The organism is Massilia sp. Leaf139 (genome assembly GCF_001424165.1).
Lineage (GTDB): Bacteria > Pseudomonadota > Gammaproteobacteria > Burkholderiales > Burkholderiaceae_D > Telluria.
On sequence record NZ_LMOJ01000024.1, the window covers coordinates 125,817 to 142,685 of the forward strand.

Here is a 16,869-nt window from a genome sequence, read left to right on the forward strand (position 1 = left end):
TCCGGTTAACAACGGGATTAAATTATTGGTATTTACAACAAATTGATGATATTGAGTATGTTGCGGGCACGTCGCACGATTCGATGCGAAACAGAAATGATCACGATGCAAACGTGCCGTACCGAGGTATACGCAGCCGCAGGCGGATTGGATTCAAAATATTTTCTTGCAGAGTAAGAACGTAAATATGGTATTTTTCGTCGCGTTATCGCACCGGCAACACTCATCCACGCATCGAAAGGCATCTCTTGGGAAGCACCGCGGCATACGCCGACCCGGCGCAATTGCGCATCTGGCTGCAGGCCGCCGCACAGCGCGACCGCATCGCTTTCCACGCACTGTACGAAGCGAGTTCGCCACGCCTGTATGGCCTGGCGCTGCGCATCCTCGGACGGCGCGAACTTGCGGAGGAAGTGCTGCAGGACAGCTTCATCGCCATCTGGCATGCGGCCGGCACCTACAAGAGCGCGCTGTCGGCACCGATGACCTGGATGACGACCATCGTGCGCAATCGCGCCTTCGACGTGCTCCGGCGCCAGCGCCATGACGGCGAGGACGACAGCATCGGCAGCGACGTGCTGGCGTCGCTGGCGGACGTGGCGGCGACGCCGGCCGAGCGCCTGCAGATGAGCAGCGAAGCGCAGGCCCTGGCCGACTGCATGGCCGGGCTGGAAGCAAGGCACCGCGAGGTGATCGGCATGGCTTATTTCCATGACCTGTCGCACAGCGACATGGCGCTCAAGCTGGCGCTGCCGCTCGGGACGGTCAAGACCTGGATCCGGCGCAGTCTGGCGCGCCTGCATGCCTGCCTGAGTGCGCGGGGTGCCGCATGAACCTGAAGAACAACGAGCCGCTGCGCGAGCGCCTGGCCGCTGAATACGTGCTGGGCACCCTGCGCGGGCGCGCGCGGCGCCGCTTCGAGCGCCTGATGCATGGCGACGCCGCGCTGCGTCGTACCGTCCGCGACTGGAACGAGCGGCTCGGCGCGATGGCCGAGCTCTCGCCCGCCGTGGCGCCCGACCGGCGCGTATGGCGCGCGATCGAGCGCCAATTGGGCCCGCGCCCGGCCCCGGCCTGGCAGTTCTGGCGCAAAGGGACGCTGACCCTGTGGCGTGGACTCGGCCTGGCCTCGTCGGCGCTGGCCGCGCTGCTGCTGGTGGCCGTGCTGGGGGGACGTCCGGAGCCGGATGCGGCGCGGGTGAGCGACATCGCCAGCCTGCTCGACGAACAGGCCCGGCCCGTGCTGGTGGTCAGCGCCGACCGCGAACGCGGCCTGATGAGGGTGCAGATGGTGGCCAGCGTGCCGCTCACGGCGCAGCAGGCGCTGCAATTATGGGCCGTGCCGCGCGCCGGCAAGCCGCGTTCGCTCGGCGTGCTCGGCGCCGACCGCGCCCTGAGCTTGCCATTGCCGGCCAATGCCATCGGCGACGACGTGGCCCTGCTCGCCGTCAGCCTCGAGCCGAAGGGCGGCTCGCCGAACCCGGACGGGCCGAGCGGGCCGATCCTCTACAAAGGCGGCTGGGTTCGTCTGATGTGAGAAGGATTCCCTGCGCCCGCCTGCGCGCGTGAATGAAGGCGCGCCGGCGAACGCGCCACGTCGAAGAGATCAGGCAGGCAGGCCGCAGGCCACCCGGCCATCCTCACGGAGCCTGCGCCGCTCCCGTGTCCTGGCCGCCATCGAGCAGTCGCATCGTTTTCAGGATTGCATCGAGCTGGACGGGTTTGACCAGATAGCGGTCGAAGCCCGCTTCCTGCGCGCGGCGGGCGGCGTCGGGTGCAAGGTGGCCGGTGACGGCGACGATCAGCGCCTGTGCCGTTTCCGGCATCCGCCGCAATGCCGCGCACAGCGCAAAACCGGTCTGGTCGGGCAGGAAAACACTGGTGAACACGGCATGCGGGCGAAACAGGGGGGCGTGCGCCAGCACCTCGAATCCGGTACCGACCGAATGGACTTCATAGCCCATGCTGGTAAGGAGGGTGCCGAACAGGTCGCGGGTTTCCTCGCTGCGGTCTGCCAGGAGCACCCGAAAAGGCCGCTCCCCACGTGTTGTTGGAAGCATGGTCTGCCTTTATGAACATTGATACCCAGTATGAGGCTGGGTGCGATGGAATCGCAAGGCATTTGTACTTGCTCCCAAGAATGAGCGACGGCGATCCGCACAAATTCTGGTTTGTAGGCAATAGAACACTGGCATTTCATACCCTGTGCGAGGATTTGTTTCCATTCTTCCCATCAGCCAGCAGCAGCCACTGCCGAAAGGATGCATTCATGAGTCAAGAACCAGCGCCACGCCGCGATTTCCTGCGCTACGTGGGTACCCTGGCCGCCATGTCGACGCCCGCCATCGCGGGCGCGGCCGAGAAAGACAAGGTCACCTTCCCGCCCATCGAAACCAAGACCGAAAAGCCGGAAAAGACCGAGCCGCCGGGCGATCCGTGGAACGAGCGGGTCGGCATCGCGATCGTCGGCGTGGGTCGTATCTCGGTAAACGAGATGCTGCCCGCTTTCGCCCAGAGCAAGCACACGAAGCCGGTGGCGCTGGTCAGCGGCGACCGCGCCAAGGCGCTCAAGATCGCGCGCCAGTACAACATCCCGGAAAGCGCGGTGCTCGACTACAAGGACTACGACAGGCTGGCGCAGATGCCCGAGGTGCAGGGCGTGTATATCGCGCTCCCGAACAGCATGCACGCCGAGTACACGATCCGCGCCGCGAAAGCGGGCAAGCACGTGCTGTGCGAAAAACCGATGGCCAACACGGTGGCCGAATGCGAGAGCATGATCGCAGCCTGCAAGACGGCCAGGCGCAAGCTGATGATCGCCTACCGCCGCCAGTACTCGCCGCTCGACCGCGCGCTCGTCAAGATGATTCGCGAGAAGAAGCTGGGCGAGCTGCGCGAATTCGTCTCCGTGAATTCGCAGAACATGGCCGACCCGCAGCACTGGCGCATGAAGCGCGCGCTGGCCGGCGGCGGCCCGCTGCCCGACGTGGGCCTGTACTGTATCAGCCAGGCGCGCTTCCTGAGCGGCGAGGAACCGGTGGAAGTGACCGGTCACACCTGGTCGACGCCGGGCGACGCGCGCTTCAAGGAGGTCGAGGAATCCTGCCAGTTCACGCTGCGCTTCCCGAGCGGTTTCATGGCCACCTGTTCGACCGGCTACAGCTCGCACAAATCGCAGATGTACCGCCTGAACGGATCGAGCGCCTGGGCCGAAATGAGCCCGGCCTACGCCTACGAGGGCAACCGCCTGCGCGTCTCGCGCGTCGAGCAGGGCAGGGAGCAGGGGGCGGAGCTGCACATCGAGGAAGGCAATCAGTTCGCCAAGGAGCTCGATCACTTCGCCCAGTGCGTGCGCAAGGACAGGGAGCCGCATACGCCGGGCGAGGAGGGGCTGCAGGATCAGCGCATCATCGCGGCGATCTACGAGTCGGCGCGCAGCGGGCGGCCGGTCAAATTGGCGCCGCCGGGCAAGACGCGCGGGCCGGAGCCGGAAGAGCAGGGTTGAGACGGACGGCCCAGCGCATGCGCGGACGGCGGGCGATGTGACGCCACGACACATCGCTGTTCTTCCTGTACGATGGGCCGATGGTCAAAAAGCCCTGATTGTCGACGACTTCCCCTTCGACGTGGAGTTGACGCGCCGCGTCCTGCAGAGCTGCGCGGCCAGCCATGAAGTCGTCGTCGTTTCCGACGGCGAGGAGGCATTGCGTGCGCTGACCGCGGCGCACGACTTCGACCTCGTCCTGCTCGACCTGAAGCTGCCGAAAGTGGACGGCTTCGAAGTTCTCAAGGAGATCTCCTCCAAACCCTCCCTGTCCGATATTCCCGTCATCGTCCTCTCCAGCTCGCGCGACGAGACCGACCGCGTGCGCACGCGCATGCTGGGGGCAGGGGACTTCGTGGAAAAGGCGATCGATTACGCGGTGTTCAAGGCGGATCTGACGCGGGCGCTGACGCAGACCGGGTTTGGTTGCGCCTGAGCACAGGCGATGTACGGCGTGGAGTCAGGACTCCACCCTACATGTCAGGCTAGTCGGCGATTGTAGGGTGGAGTCCCCGACTCCACGCGTTACACAATCACCGATATTCCGCTCATGCGAACCCACGCACCGGCAAATTGCCATCGCGCTGGATCCAGTTACGCGGCGAATACACGGTCGACGCATCCGTCGCATGCAAGGTGAACGCATGGCGCGACACCGGCGAGCGGTTCGGCGCGCTGTAGTGCGGCAGCAGGCCATGGAAGCAGACCAGCGTGCCCGCCGCCGCTTCCAGCGGCACGGCGGTGCTGCCGCCGGGCCAGGGCGTGGCGTCGAGCTTCTCCATGCGGGTCGCGTCGCCCTCGCGCAGGAAGCGTTCGCGCAGTGGGCCGCGGTGCCCGCCCGGCTCGGCCCACAGGCAGCCATTGTCGACCGTCGCGTCTTCGAGCGCGAACCAGAAGGTGGTCACGCTGACCGGATCGGTGTCGAAGAAGCTCGCGTCCTGGTGCCAGCGCACTTCGCCGCCGATGCCGGGCTGTTTGAAGATGTACATCGACTGCCACACCTGCGGCCGCGCCAGGCCGAGGTCGCGCGCCACGGCGGCCAGCCTGGGGTCGCGCGTAAATGCGGAGAACACCGGGTCGAGGTCGTGCATCGCGTGGCCGATCTTGTTGATCGACAGTGCTTTCGCCTGGCGCAATTGGCCGTCCGGCCCGAAGGCCTCCTCCTCGAAGAAGCAGCGCACCGTGTTGTCCGACCCGAGGAACCAGGCGTCGCTGACTCGCTCCTGCTCGCGCGTGGTGAAGATGGAGCGCGACTCGTTCGGATCGAAGGCCTCGACGATGGACTCGGCGCGTGCGCGCAGCGCGGTGATCTCGTCCAGGCTCTTGAAGCCGGGCAGGACGATGAAGCCGTCGCGTTCGTACTGGCTGCGTTGTTCGGCGCTCAGCATGTTCAAGCCTCCTTCTTCGCCGGCACCATGCGGAACAGGAACATCGTCACGCCGTTTGTCGAGCTCACTTCGATCGTGCCCTGGTGGGCGCGCGCGATCTGGTCGACGATGTACAGGCCCAGGCCCAGGCCTTCGCTGCCCGAACGCGAGGCGGCGCGCCAGTAGGGCTTGAACAGGCCGTCGATCACGTCCTGCGGCAGCTCGCGGCCGGCGTTGGCTACCGACAGCACGAACTCGCCGCCGTCGAAGGCGGCATCGACCCGGACGGGGGCATGATCGCTGCCGTGCACCAGCGCGTTCTTCAGCAGGTTCGACAGCAGCTGGGCGATGCGTTCCGGATCGCAGCGCAGGCGCAGGCCGGGGGCGATGCGGGCCTCGATCGCGCGCTGCGGATACAGGCCGCGCATCTCGTCGACCACCTGTTCGAGCGTGACGTCGACCTCGGCCTCGCGCAGGGTCATCGGAATGCCGCTGCCCATGCGCCCGCGCGTGAAATCGACCACGTCGTCGACCAGCGCCGCCATGCGCGTGGCGCTCTTGCGGATGCGCTCGACGATGGGGCGGGTGTCCGGATCGGGGTGCTTCAATGCCAGCAGTTCGGTGCCCAGCAGGATCGAGCCGAGCGGGGTGCGCAGGTCGTGGCCGAGGACGGCGATGAACTGTTCGCGCAGTTCCGCCGTTTCGCGCTCGTCGAGCAGCTCGGCGCGCGCGGCGACCAGCTTGGTGTCGGCATCGAGCTGCTTCGACACCAGTTCGGCGAACAGGTGCATGGTCGTGGCGACGGTGCTGTCGGTCAGGCGCGCCGGCTCCGGGTCGAGACCGCACAGGGTGCCGAAATAGGCGCCGTCGGCGCGGAAGATCGGGATCGAAAAATAGCTCTCGAAGCCGTAGATGCGCGGCGTGTGGTGATCGCGATACTGGTCGCTGCCGCGGACGCTGTCGATAATGACGGCGCGCGCGGTGTCGCGTACCTCTTCGCACAGCGTCGTGGTCACATCGAGCTGGGCGCCGGGGGCGAGCCCGAAGTCGAGTCGGTCGAGCACCGCGCAGGCGGTCCAGGAATCGTCGGTGACGTGCGCGATACAGACGAACCGCAGGCCCGTCATGGCGGCCACGGTTTCCAGAATTTTCGGCACGGCGCTGATGGCCTGGATCTCGGCCACACGTTTTGAAAGATCCTCTTTCATCCCAGTTTCCAGCTAATTTTTATAAAATCACATCGACAGCCTGTTATCCTACCACTTGCTGCACTCAAATCCATCAAATCAGACGATCCAGTTGCCATCTGCATACACTTGCTCTTCGCCCAAGTAGACGGCGTCGGTGACCACGAACACGTCGATGTGGTAACGCGCATCTTTCCTCTTGAAACCCGGTTTCGGATAGACGCCGTGCTTGGCCCCGAGCGAGAGGTGGATGCCGCACATGCGCTCGTAGGTGCCGATGTCGTCGACCCGGCGTTCGCGCGAGAAGGCGCGGTTCATGCCGAAGCCGAGTTCGCGCACCCAGACCTCGCCTTCGTCGCGGCGGATGATGTCGAGCACCTGCTGGAATTGCGGCGTCGCGTTCTCGGTGCCGACCACGCGCCCGCGTTCGACGACGATCGTTACTGGCGTCTCCGGCCGGTTCGACAGGTAGGAGGTGTCGCCGAACACGTGGATCTGCGCGCGCCCGTTCACCGCCTCCAGGTCGAGCGCCTCGGTGAACACTTCGCCGATCGGGAACTGGCCGCCGACGTTGTGCATCTCGCTGTAGTCGCCGATGTTGAGCTTGGCCGGCTCGAAGGGCGAAGCGAAGGTCAGCTCCTCGCCGCCGCCGCAGACGCGCGCCAGCGGCGCCGCATCGATGCGGCCTTTCAGCGCGCGCCCGACCCCGCGGAAGTAGGCCGGGTCGTAGGCCAGCGCCTCGATATAGTGCTCGCCCTGGACACCCGGCATGCGCGACAGGTGCACGTGCTCGATCACCTTCAGGCCCAGCTTGAACAGTTCGACCCGGATGCGGAAGGCCTCCAGCCTGAAATTGGTCGACTGCACCAGCACCACCAGATCTTTCGGCGCGAGGCCGCGGAAACGCGCCAGCACCTCGGCGGGATCGACGCCGTCGAAGTCGAGGAAGTCGGATTCGGGCAGATTGCGCCGGTAAGCCTCGACCAGTGCGCGCGAAAGACCCGTGCGGGTGTCGTAGACGACCAGGGCGCGCGGGCCATCGACACTGCGAGGGCCGTGTTCGATGGCGACGGCGAGGATGTCTTTCAGGTGCGCGGTGGCGGCATCGACGGCGTGCGCGGGCAGGTCGGGCGTGGGGGCGAGGGCGGGAGCGGTCATGGGAAAAGAGGGCGGGGAGCCGAAGGCGCGGATAGACCCGGCATTATACGATTGCGCGGCCGATTCCTTGACAAGGCGCATGGTGCGCGCCTGGCGGTGCCACCGGGCGCTACCGGCCGAACGGCGCGCCGCAAAGGCGCCGGGGCAGTTATGATTTAGACAGCAATGGCCACCCGCAACACGGGGGCGGCATGCATATCTCAATCTGACGGCGGAGCACGATGGCAACACAATGGGAGACGCCGGCCAGCACCTGGCTGGAGGACGAGACGAGCGGGCAGTTCGCGCTGCAGGCCACGCAAGGCCTGGGGCCGATCGACTGGCAGGCGCATGCGCGCGGCCGGCTGCCGGACGTCGCCCACCTGGTCGGCGCCTCGCTCCCGACCGCCTGTGCCTGCGCCGGCATCTATCCGGAAGGGTTTGCCTACTGCCCGAATTGCGGCGCGCCGCTCGAACGCCTGCAGGGACGCACCGGGCACCAGCCGGACTGGTGGGGCGCGCCCAGCGACCAGGCCTTGCCGCGCCACGTGCCGCACGGTTTGCCGGTCACCTCCCTGGCGCTGGGCGACCGCCTGGAAGGGCGTCCCGCCGCGCCCCACGTCAATCGCGCGGAACTGGCCATGCCGGCGCCGCCGAACGCGCATTGCGAATTCATCGCCGGCAGCTACGGCTTTCCCGAACAGCGCCTGCTGGCGCTGGCCCCGGCGCGCGGGGTGCTGCAGTACTGGGATCCGCTGGCCCAGCTGTGGCATGTGATGGGCGCCGAGGAGCCTGGCGCCGAGCTGCGCTTTTCCGCCGGCGGCTACAGCTGGCTGCCGGCCGTGAATCCGGCGCGCGGCGAAGTCGGCATCGTGCCGCTCGATACGGGGCTGTCGCGGCTGTGGATCAACCCGGTCAACGAAAGCTACCGGCTCGAATTGCTGTTCGCCGGGCGCCTGGCCTCGAGCCCCGGCGTGATGCGGCGCCAGGTCGGCTGCCTGTACGTGGACGACGGCGTGCTGCACCTGCTCGACGCCCAGCTCGACTTCGTCAACGGCGTCACCTTCGATTGTCCCGACGCGCCCACTTCCGGCTGGGATCGTCCGATCGGCTATGACAACCGCCTGTTCTGGCTGCACGCGCAGGGGCAGCTGGTGTGGCGTCCGGGCGAAGCGCCGCGCTGGACGCCGTGGCCGCGCGGCTGGGCGCCCAAGCTCGATTTCGGCGGCCCCACGCAAAGCCGCGACGGCCGCCTGTGGCACATCGGGCACGACGGCCAGGCCTATTCCTTCCTCGAACTCGGGGCCGAGAATCCGCAAGTCGAGCCGATCGACGGCGCGCGCCTGGGCTTCGCCAATTTCCTGTTCCGGCGCGGCCACCCGGTGCTCGACCAGCCCTGGTCGGCCGAGCACATCGAAGACGTGGTCGAGGACGACACCCTGGTGCTGCCGCTGCTGCGCAGTTTCAATAACAACCGCGCGCAGCCGAGCGGGCTGGTGCTGCGCTTTCATGCCTACACCGGCCGCGCCGAGGAGGCGCTGGCCGGCCGCACCATCGCCCGCACGACCATCGAATGGATCGGCAAGCGCAACCTGATCCTCGACGAGGTCGCGCGCTTGTCGCGGCCGCTGGACTGCGTGCCTTTCGTCTACAACGGCGCGCTGTGGCTGCACCATCCGGACTGGAACACGGTGCGCGGCTGGCGCCTGGAAGTCCAGCCGTGACGGCGTTTTTCGTTCGCACCCTGGCGATCCTGGCGCTGCTGTGCGGCGCGGGTTCAAGCTGGGCCACGCCGCACGTCTTCCTGGTGCAGAACTCGGGCTGGATGGAGCCGTTCTACAGCGATCCGAAGTCGCCCTTCAAGCCGCTGGTGACCGAGTTGGCGCTGGCCGTGGCCCGGCCCGGCGACGCGCTGGTGCTGGCCGCCTTCAACCAGTCGCAGCCGAACGCGCCGTCGCCGCGCGCGCTGCTCTCGGCCACCGTCGGCCAGGGCACGCGCGGCGACGTCACCCGCGTCCTGGCCGGTCTCGACACCGCCCGTAAAGCCGGCGGCGCGCTGGCCGACACCGACCTCGGCGAAGCCGTGAGCGCCGCCATGACGCAGGCGCTGGGCGGGCGTGACGGCATCGTCTGGCTCGTCACCAACAACCGCAACAGCCCGAACAACGACCAGGCCACCGCGCAGCGCAACCGCGAGTTCTATCAGCTCATTCATAACGGCAGCAAAATCCGCACCGCGCTCGCCTTCCCGCTGCGCATGCCGGTCAAGGGGCAGCACTACACGGCCAACGGTTTGATGGTATATGCCTTCGCCATCGGCGAGAGCGGGGCGCGCGCGCTCGACAGCCTGCTTGCCAGCGGCGCCATCAAGCGCATCATCACCGAGCCGCCGGCGCGCCTGAAACCGCTCGACCGCAACACCGTGCGCCTGGTGCCGCGCAAGGTCGAGAACGCGCCGGGCGTGACCTTCGCCATGGGCGCTAACGGCGTGCTGCGCGCCGACGTCGCCCCGGACGCCACCGCGCCGAACGCGAAGATCGGCTGGAACCTCGAGAACACGATGTACCCCTACACCATCGTCAGCGCGGCGCTGTCCGCGCGCTCGACGCTGGGCGGAGAGGGGCGCGCCGTCAGCCTGGGCAGCAGCCGCGTCGCCACGCTGGCGCCGGGCAAGCCGCAGCCGTTGGACTCGACCCTGCAACTCCCAACGGCCCAGCTGCCCGGTAAATGGTCGATGGCGGCGCTGAAAGCGGCGGGCTCGGCCTATGTGCTGCCGGGGACGATCGAACTGCACCTGGCGGATCAGAAGCTGGCGCTGTCCCAGGGCTTCAGGAGCCGCATGACGGAACTGTTTCCGGGCGACCCGCTGCCCGACATCTTCACGCCACCAAGCCAGGTACAGGCTTCGACCGCCGTGCTGCCGATCGAAGTGCGCGTGCATTACGGCAGCGGCCCCTTGATCGCGGCCGGCGGCGCCTTGCTGGCGTTGCTGGCCGCGGGTGCGGCGGCGGCCTACGGCTGGATGCGTCCGCGCCGCGCCGTGCTCACCGTCGAAGACGAGCAGCGCGTCATGCATGCGCGCACCGGCACGGTGCAACCGATTTACGACAAGGCGGGCAATGAAGTCGCGCGCCTGAAGACCACCCTGTTCGGCCACCAGCTGATCGACCTGCGCGAAGGTGCGCAGGTTCGTCTCGAACGCTGATCGACAAGACAACAAGGAAAACCATGCAAGCCCAAAACACCGCCCAGACCGATCCCGGCTTCAAGCTGCCCGCGGATAAGAACACGCCCGACGATCCGCTGCCCAAAACCTTGCCGGAGACGGCCACCGGCCCGGTCGAGGTCATGCCCGGCGCCCCGGCCCGGGCCACCGACACCTCCACGCGCGACGTCGCCATCGGCAGCGGCGTGTTCCTTGTGCTGCTGGTGGTGTACTTCTTTGTCCGCAACGCCTATGTGCACCACCTGGTCGTGCGCCGCGTGGCGCCGTCCACCGCGGGCAGCGCCGGCTGGCTGCTGTTCGTCGGGCTGGCCTTCCTGTCGGCGGCGGTGGTACTGGCGATTATCAACGCGAGCAAATACCTGACTTTCGGCGTGACCGTGCCGCTGGTCGCGGTCGGCCTGGCCGGCCTGATCGCGGCCCTGTTCATCGGCCGCCGCTAAAGGAACGAAGTTAAAGGACAATGATATGGCAGATATCCCGACGCTTGACCAAATCAACCGCAAGTCCGAACTGAAGGTCGACCTGCGCCCGACGCTGTTCATCGGCGCTGGCGGCACCGGCATGGAAGTCATGATGCGCATCCGCCGGCGCATCCTGTCCGCCGTCTGGAACCGGCACCATCCGACCCGGGTCGAATCGATCGCCGACTTCCCGGTCGCGCGCTTCCTCCACTTCGACCTCGACTCGAATTCCGTCATCGACGAGGGCAAGTCGCAGCGCACCGATCCCTGGTACGAACTGGTCAAACTCACCGACGAGGAGCGGCTGGTGGAGCCGCTGGATCTACCGCAGTACCACGAGTCCGACGACAGCCTGGCGCGCTTTCCCCTGATCGAGAAATGGATGCCGCTGCGGCCGAAAAAACTGCGCTCGCTCGGCATCGACCCGTCGAAAGGCGCGGGCCAGATCCGCGCCGTGGCGCGCCTGTACCTGTTCGACAAATACCCGAAGCTGCGCGGGCGTATCAAGGGCGCGCTGAACTACCTGGGCAGCAACGCCGGCATCGAGCGCAAGGAGAATTACCAGCGCCTCGGCCTGCAGGTGGACACCTCGAAATTCCGCATCGTCGTCATCGCTTCGAACGCGGGCGGCACCGGCGCCGGCAGCGCCATCGACCTGGGGTGGATGGCGAAAGCCATCGCGCGCCAGGAAGTGGCCGACAGCCAGGTCGACCTGGTGATGTTCATGCCTTCGGGCTTTGCCAAAGCGAACAAGGAGCGCACTGAGGCGAATGCCTATGCCACCCTGATGGAACTGGAAACGACCATGCGCGACATGAACGCGCAGGTCAAATGGATGGATCCGGACAGTATCACCGGGCGCGGCGCGCCTTTCGACGACGTGTATTTCGTCGACACGGCCAACCTCGCCAACAAGGCCACGAACGACGTCAAGGACGTCTACCAGATGGTGGCCGACACCCTGTTCGAGGATTTCGCCTCGGCCGACTTCGCCAACCGCAAGCGCTCGGTCGCGGTCAACCAGCAGCAGCACAAGCTCGGGCCCTACAACCCGCGCGTGCCGGAAGCGCGCTTCGGCGACATGCGCCTGTCCTACTCGAAGGTGTACTCCGCCTTTGGCCAGTCGGTGCTCGACACCCAGCAAAGCCTGCGCGAGGACATCCGCGCCTACGAGCTGGCGGCGCTGATGGTGAAGGAATTCTTCGGCCTGGTCGGGCGCGACGGCGCGCTGGCGCGGCGTGCGGGCGACCAGGAACGCGACGGCTTCATGCGCGAGCACATGGACATGCGCGAGCTGCCCTTCGACGAGTTCCCGGACTTTAAGAAGGGGACGGTGGACGTGGCGCCGTTCCAGGAATACGCGCTGACCGGCCTGCTCCTGCGCGACAAGGAAGGGCGCTCGCTGCTGGAGCGGGTCGAGAGCAAGGTGCAGCTCGAGATGGATCGCATCATGGCCGCCTTTGACGTGCCGCAGTGGCGCGAGCGCGTGGCCGAGCTGCTGCCCAACCTAGAGCGCGACGCCATCCGTGAAGCCGGCGCCAGCGCCGAGACCAGCGAAGACCGCATCAAGCGCCACACGGTCGAACTGACGAACGGCCTGAAGGCGCGGGTGCGCGAGCGCCTGTACGCGCTGCTGGACGACCGCAAGCAGGGTGGCCTCGAATTCGTGCTCTCGCTGCTGGAGCAGGTCAAAGCGCGCCTGCTGCAGCGCGATCTCGCCAACGCCGAGCGCAACGGCCGCCGCTACCGCGACATCCGCGACGCGCTGCGCACGCGCCAGGTCGAGGAGTCGCTGAACAACCTGTCGCAGGCGGCCGGGCGCCTGTTCGGCAAGGATGCGCAGGCGAGGGAGGTCATGGCGCACCTGAAGCGCGACATCGCCGACTACCTGCGCTTTCACCTGCTGGCCGTGTCGGCCGCGCAGTCGATCGAGGTGATGCGCAACATGTCCACCTGGCTGGGCGAGCCGCAGTCGACCGACGAGCACGGCAATGCCCAGTGGAGCGGCATCGCCGGCGAATTCCAGGAAGGGCGGCGCCATGTGCAGGAGATCCTGCGCGCCGTCGACGGCCGCATCAGCCAGCTGCGCGCGGACGCGCGCCAGGAGCACGCCACCTACATCAAGCTGGCCGGCGACATGCAGCCGGCGCCGGTGCGCCTGACGGGAGACGTGAGCGTCTGGAGCGAGGAGGTGCTGCTCGAATTCGGCGGTTCCGCCAAACTGTTCCCGCAGCTGGGCGACGAGCGTACCCGCGCGGATCTGCTATTGAAACTGTTCCGCCGCGCGCAGACGCAGCTGTCGAACGGCGAGCTGCTGCAGGAGCCGGCCGATCCGCTGCTCGAACGCCTGAACGCGATGACGCCGCAGGAACGCCAGCGCGTCTTCGCCGAATGGATCCGCAGCGCAATGCCCTGGGTGAACGCGCGCTTCTCGGCCGAGTTCACTCCGAATTCGGATCAATTCAAGTGTTTTATCGGAGTGGGCGACGTGAGTGCCTGGCGCCGGATGGAAGGCGAGATCCGCGCCGCGGTGCCGACCGGGTATTTTCACGGCGACCTGGTGTCGGTCGTGAACACCGGCATTCCCGGGCGCGCCACCTGCTATATCGAGCTGTCGGGCTTCCCGATGACGATCCTGCGCGGCCTGCCGACCTGGCGCGCCTCCTACCAGATCGAGAATCCGAAGATCCCGACCCACTTGCATTTCGATTCGACCCGCTTCCGCCATCCGATTTCGCCCTCGATGGACGAACTCAATCGCCTGGCCGACGACTACGAGTGGTTCCTGCAGGCGATTGCGCTTGGCGTCATCCGGCGCAAGGGGGATGCGGGCGACCGCGAGGCGGCCTTCCAGCCGCGCGGCCAGTACCTGTTCGAGGTCGAGCCGGGATCGGGCGAATGGCTGCAAATCGGGAACGAGTACGCAATCCGCTCGAACGGCCTGCCGCCGTATTATCGCGAACAGGTGATCGCGGCCGTGCGCAACCGCCAGGCGGGCCTGGGGCCGCACCAGTTGCTGCTGCTGGCCGCCCTGATGCGCCACTACCAGCTGCGGGTGTACGAGCCGCGCCTGGAGACCGACGAGACCGGCGCCCAGCTGCCATCGCCTTCGCTGCCGAACATCACGGCGCGGCGCCTGTACGAAGCCTGGCTGCGCCGTGCGCTGGCGGCCGATCCAACCCTGTCGAACGCCGCGGCCGATGCCGCGCTGGCGGGCATCGCGGCCTGGAGCGAGACCGTGCCCGATTCGGCGCACGACGCCTACAGCTGGGAAGTGGAACGTCCGCTCGACAAGCGCGTCGTGAAACCCGAGATCCTGGCCAGCGAGGCGCGCGCCGCGGCGGCGCTGGAGGTGCGCGCGCTTGGCGTGCCGCCGGCGGCGATTCCCGATCCGGCGCCGGCCCCGGCGCTTTCACCAGATTCTGCGCGTTATAAACTGTTCGTGGGCGGCGCCCAGCGCGGGCCGTTCGCGGTCGACGAGGTGGCGCGCCAGCTGGCGCGCGGCGAGATCGACCTGGCCACGCGCGCCTGGAACATGGCGCAGGATCCGAAGACCGGCAAGTGGGGCAGCGTGGCCGACATTCCCGGCATCGCCGCCGCCCCATCGATTCCCGATCCGGACGACGGCGTCCCGGATCCGCAATAACAGGGGAGGGTTGTGCAAGACGATTCATTAGTGCGCTGCATCCACGCCGCATGCGGGCACGCCCTGCCGCGCCGCGTGCGGTTCTGCCCGTATTGCGGCACTGCGCAGGGAGAGACGGCCGGCTTGCGGCCGGCGCCGGCCAGCGCGGCGCCGGATAGGCCCGTGCGCGAGTCGATTCCGGTAGCGGCGGCCATGAGCGCGGCTGCTACTGCCGCTGCGGCCAGCCAGGCCGAGGCAGCGCCGCCGCCGGCACCCGCCGCGCGCCCCGAGACGCCGCCGGCGCCGGCGCCCGCACCGGCTGCGCCCATGCCAGCCGCGGCTGCGCAAGCGAGGCCGGCGCCCGCACCCGCGCGTCCGGCCCCGCCCGTGGACACGCCGCCGCCACCGCGACCCCAGCCGGCGCCGCCCCGTGCCGGCCCGGCAGGCGCGCCGCCGCCCACGCGTGCCCCGGTGCGCCTGCGCTGGTGGCTGCTGGCCCTGGCCGCGTTATGGGCAATCTGGCTGATCGCCAAGCCCTCGAACCGGCGCATCGAGGCGCAGATGGACAAGGCGATCGCGCTGGCGACCGAATGCAAGCCGCGCGAGGCCCAGAGCGAACTGATCGCCCTGCGCGGCACCAAGGCCACGCCCGAGCAGCTGCAGCGCGTGCAGAAGGCGCTCAACGAGGCCAGCGGCGTCTGCACCCGCAAGCGCCAGCGCGACAAGGCCTGGCGCGAAGCGAAGACGGCGGTCGACGCGGCGCTATCGGCCTCGGCCATCGAGCGCGCCCGCACGCGCCTGCGCACCTTCACCAAGCGCTGGGGCGAGGACGACGCCACGCGCGCCACGAAGGAAGAGATCGACGCACGCGCGCCCGAACATCCGCGCGCAGACGAGGTCGAAGGAAGGAAGATGCGCTGATGGAGGCGACAATGCGGTTGCCACAAGGTGTATGCTTCAGGAAACACCATCACAGGAGCGAGCCATGAAATACACGACCATGTTCAGTGCGCTGCTGGTTCTGGCCATGGCCGCCGGCTGCACGCGCGACGAAGACGCGATGGGCCCGGCGCAAAAGGCCGGCAAGGCGGTCGATGAAGCCGGCGACCGGGTCGCCGAGAACCTGCGCGCCCCGCTGGAAAAGGCGGACGAGGCGGCGAAAAAACTGGCTGAGCGCGCCGAGCAGGAGCGCCGCCAGCTCGCCGAACGCACCGAGGAAGCACGCGAGAAGATCAAGGACGCCACCCAGGAGGCCGGCCGCGGACTGGAAAAGGCCACGGAAAAGGTCGGCGAGAAGGTCGAACGCGCCGGCGAGAAGATGCAGGAAGCGGCGCGCTGATCTCAACATCATGAAAACGCCCCGCTACTGGTTCCCCGTCCGCCCCGCCTCGCGCGGCTGGGGCTGGGGACTTCCATTGGTCTGGCAAGGCTGGGCCGTCTACGCCGGCTTCTTCGCCGCCCTGATCGGCGGCCCCATCCTGCTCGCGCCCTACGGCCAGCTCGCCACCATCGTCTATAGCTGCCTCGTCGCCGCGATTTTCGTAGCATTGGTGGCATGGAAAGGCGAACCGCAGCATCAACGAACGGACACCTAACCGTAGGGTGGACGGGTTCCCCGTCCACGCGTTCAACGGTGCATCCACTGAGATATTGCCTGTCACGGCCCCGCTTGATGTCCCTCATCCCACCACACCGCACGATTAACCACTGCAAATACCCCGCATTACCATCACGCGATGTCCCGATTCCGTCGCGCCCATATTGGCTCCACCTTCTTCTTCACACTTGTCGCATGGCATCGACGCCCCATCCTGTGCGAACCTGACGTTCTGCGTGCGACACGCGAAGCCATCCAAAAGGCGCGCGCGCGCCGCCCCTTCACGATCGATGCCTGGGTACAGCTTCCCGACCACCTGCACTGCATCTGGACTTTACCCGAAGGCGACAGCAACTTTTCGCAGCGCTGGCGCGAGATCAAGCACCATGTCTCTTACGCTTGCCGTGAACGATCCGGTTCGGCTGCACGATCGTCCTGCATGCAACGCCGCGGCGAATCGGCCATCTGGCAGCGGCGCTTCTGGGAGCACCAGATCAGGGATGAAAGGGATTTTGAACGGCATATGGATTACGTTCATATCAATCCGGTGAAGCACGGGCAGGTGGCGCATGCGTCGTTGTGGCCGTATTCGAGTTTTGGACGGTATGTGCGGGAAGGGGTGTATCCGGCGGACTGGGGCGGGCCGGCGGAGATGCCGGATTTGTGGTGGGAGTGACGGGGTAAAACGGGCCAGTGGGTTGTCGCTCGGACGTTGAACGCGTGGA

16 protein-coding genes are annotated in these 16,869 nt (G+C 67.2%); 12 read left to right on the top strand and 4 right to left on the bottom strand.

What is annotated here, in order from left to right; all coding sequences use genetic code 11:
• Window positions 1-248: 248 nt before the first annotated feature.
• Window positions 249-833 carry a sigma-70 family RNA polymerase sigma factor gene (locus tag ASF77_RS16370; protein ID WP_056341471.1) on the top strand — a complete coding sequence of 195 codons (585 nt, stop codon included), beginning with the start codon at window positions 249-251 and terminating at the stop codon, window positions 831-833.
• Window positions 830-1,537, top strand: a complete 708-nt coding sequence (locus ASF77_RS16375; protein WP_056341473.1) for an anti-sigma factor domain-containing protein — start codon at window positions 830-832, stop codon at window positions 1,535-1,537. Before ASF77_RS16370 ends, ASF77_RS16375 begins: the two co-directional genes overlap by 4 nt.
• 103 nt (window positions 1,538-1,640) lie before the next feature.
• Here the strand turns inward: ASF77_RS16375 and ASF77_RS16380 are convergent, their stop codons facing one another.
• Window positions 1,641-2,024 (bottom strand): response regulator, encoded by a 384-nt coding sequence (locus tag ASF77_RS16380; protein ID WP_056341476.1) that lies wholly within the window; start codon window positions 2,022-2,024, stop codon window positions 1,641-1,643.
• 245 nt (window positions 2,025-2,269) lie between these two features.
• Here ASF77_RS16380 and ASF77_RS16385 point away from each other — a divergent pair, with 245 nt between their 5' ends.
• Together ASF77_RS16385 and ASF77_RS23750 are read left to right on the top strand one after the other, a co-directional pair.
• A complete protein-coding gene (locus tag ASF77_RS16385; RefSeq protein ID WP_056341479.1) occupies window positions 2,270-3,505 on the top strand; it encodes a Gfo/Idh/MocA family protein in 1,236 nt (411 codons plus the stop codon).
• 37 nt (window positions 3,506-3,542) lie between these two features.
• Window positions 3,543-3,980, top strand: a complete 438-nt coding sequence (locus tag ASF77_RS23750) for a response regulator (protein WP_162244865.1) — start codon at window positions 3,543-3,545, stop codon at window positions 3,978-3,980.
• A 112-nt stretch (window positions 3,981-4,092) separates the two neighbouring features.
• Here the strand turns inward: ASF77_RS23750 and ASF77_RS16395 are convergent, their stop codons facing one another.
• The 3 genes from ASF77_RS16395 to ASF77_RS16405 form a co-directional block, all read right to left on the bottom strand.
• Window positions 4,093-4,932, bottom strand: coding sequence for a phytanoyl-CoA dioxygenase family protein (locus tag ASF77_RS16395; RefSeq protein ID WP_056341485.1), 840 nt, complete (start codon window positions 4,930-4,932; stop codon window positions 4,093-4,095).
• A gap of 2 nt (window positions 4,933-4,934) precedes the next feature.
• Window positions 4,935-6,119, bottom strand: a complete 1,185-nt coding sequence (locus ASF77_RS16400) for a sensor histidine kinase KdpD (protein WP_056341488.1) — start codon at window positions 6,117-6,119, stop codon at window positions 4,935-4,937.
• A 78-nt stretch (window positions 6,120-6,197) separates the two neighbouring features.
• Window positions 6,198-7,256 (bottom strand): hypothetical protein, encoded by a 1,059-nt coding sequence (locus ASF77_RS16405; protein WP_056341491.1) that lies wholly within the window; start codon window positions 7,254-7,256, stop codon window positions 6,198-6,200.
• Between the two features lie 221 nt (window positions 7,257-7,477).
• On the opposite strand from ASF77_RS16405, the gene ASF77_RS16410 reads away from it, so the two are divergent.
• The 8 genes from ASF77_RS16410 (at window position 7,478) to ASF77_RS16445 (ending at window position 16,820) form a co-directional block, all read left to right on the top strand.
• The gene (locus ASF77_RS16410) at window positions 7,478-8,959 is read left to right on the top strand and encodes a hypothetical protein (RefSeq protein WP_056341495.1); all 1,482 of its coding nucleotides are present in this window, start codon (window positions 7,478-7,480) and stop codon (window positions 8,957-8,959) included.
• On the top strand, window positions 8,956-10,440 hold the full coding sequence (locus ASF77_RS16415) for a hypothetical protein (protein ID WP_056341498.1): 1,485 nt from the start codon (window positions 8,956-8,958) through the stop codon (window positions 10,438-10,440). Before ASF77_RS16410 ends, ASF77_RS16415 begins: the two co-directional genes overlap by 4 nt.
• Before the next feature lie 23 nt (window positions 10,441-10,463).
• Entirely contained in the window at window positions 10,464-10,901 is a 438-nt protein-coding gene (locus tag ASF77_RS16420; RefSeq protein ID WP_056341501.1) for a hypothetical protein, read from the top strand.
• Window positions 10,902-10,926: 25 nt separating this feature from the next.
• Window positions 10,927-14,568 carry a tubulin-like doman-containing protein gene (locus tag ASF77_RS16425; protein WP_056341504.1) on the top strand — a complete coding sequence of 1,214 codons (3,642 nt, stop codon included), beginning with the start codon at window positions 10,927-10,929 and terminating at the stop codon, window positions 14,566-14,568.
• Window positions 14,569-14,580: 12 nt separating this feature from the next.
• Window positions 14,581-15,468, top strand: coding sequence for a hypothetical protein (locus tag ASF77_RS24705; protein ID WP_200934193.1), 888 nt, complete (start codon window positions 14,581-14,583; stop codon window positions 15,466-15,468).
• 64 nt (window positions 15,469-15,532) lie between these two features.
• Window positions 15,533-15,886 carry a hypothetical protein gene (locus ASF77_RS16435; RefSeq protein ID WP_229445464.1) on the top strand — a complete coding sequence of 118 codons (354 nt, stop codon included), beginning with the start codon at window positions 15,533-15,535 and terminating at the stop codon, window positions 15,884-15,886.
• 10 nt (window positions 15,887-15,896) lie between these two features.
• On the top strand, window positions 15,897-16,142 hold the full coding sequence (locus ASF77_RS16440; RefSeq protein WP_056341511.1) for a hypothetical protein: 246 nt from the start codon (window positions 15,897-15,899) through the stop codon (window positions 16,140-16,142).
• A gap of 141 nt (window positions 16,143-16,283) precedes the next feature.
• Complete coding sequence (locus ASF77_RS16445; protein ID WP_056341514.1) at window positions 16,284-16,820, top strand: transposase; 537 nt, start codon at window positions 16,284-16,286, stop codon at window positions 16,818-16,820.
• Window positions 16,821-16,869: the final 49 nt, after the last annotated feature.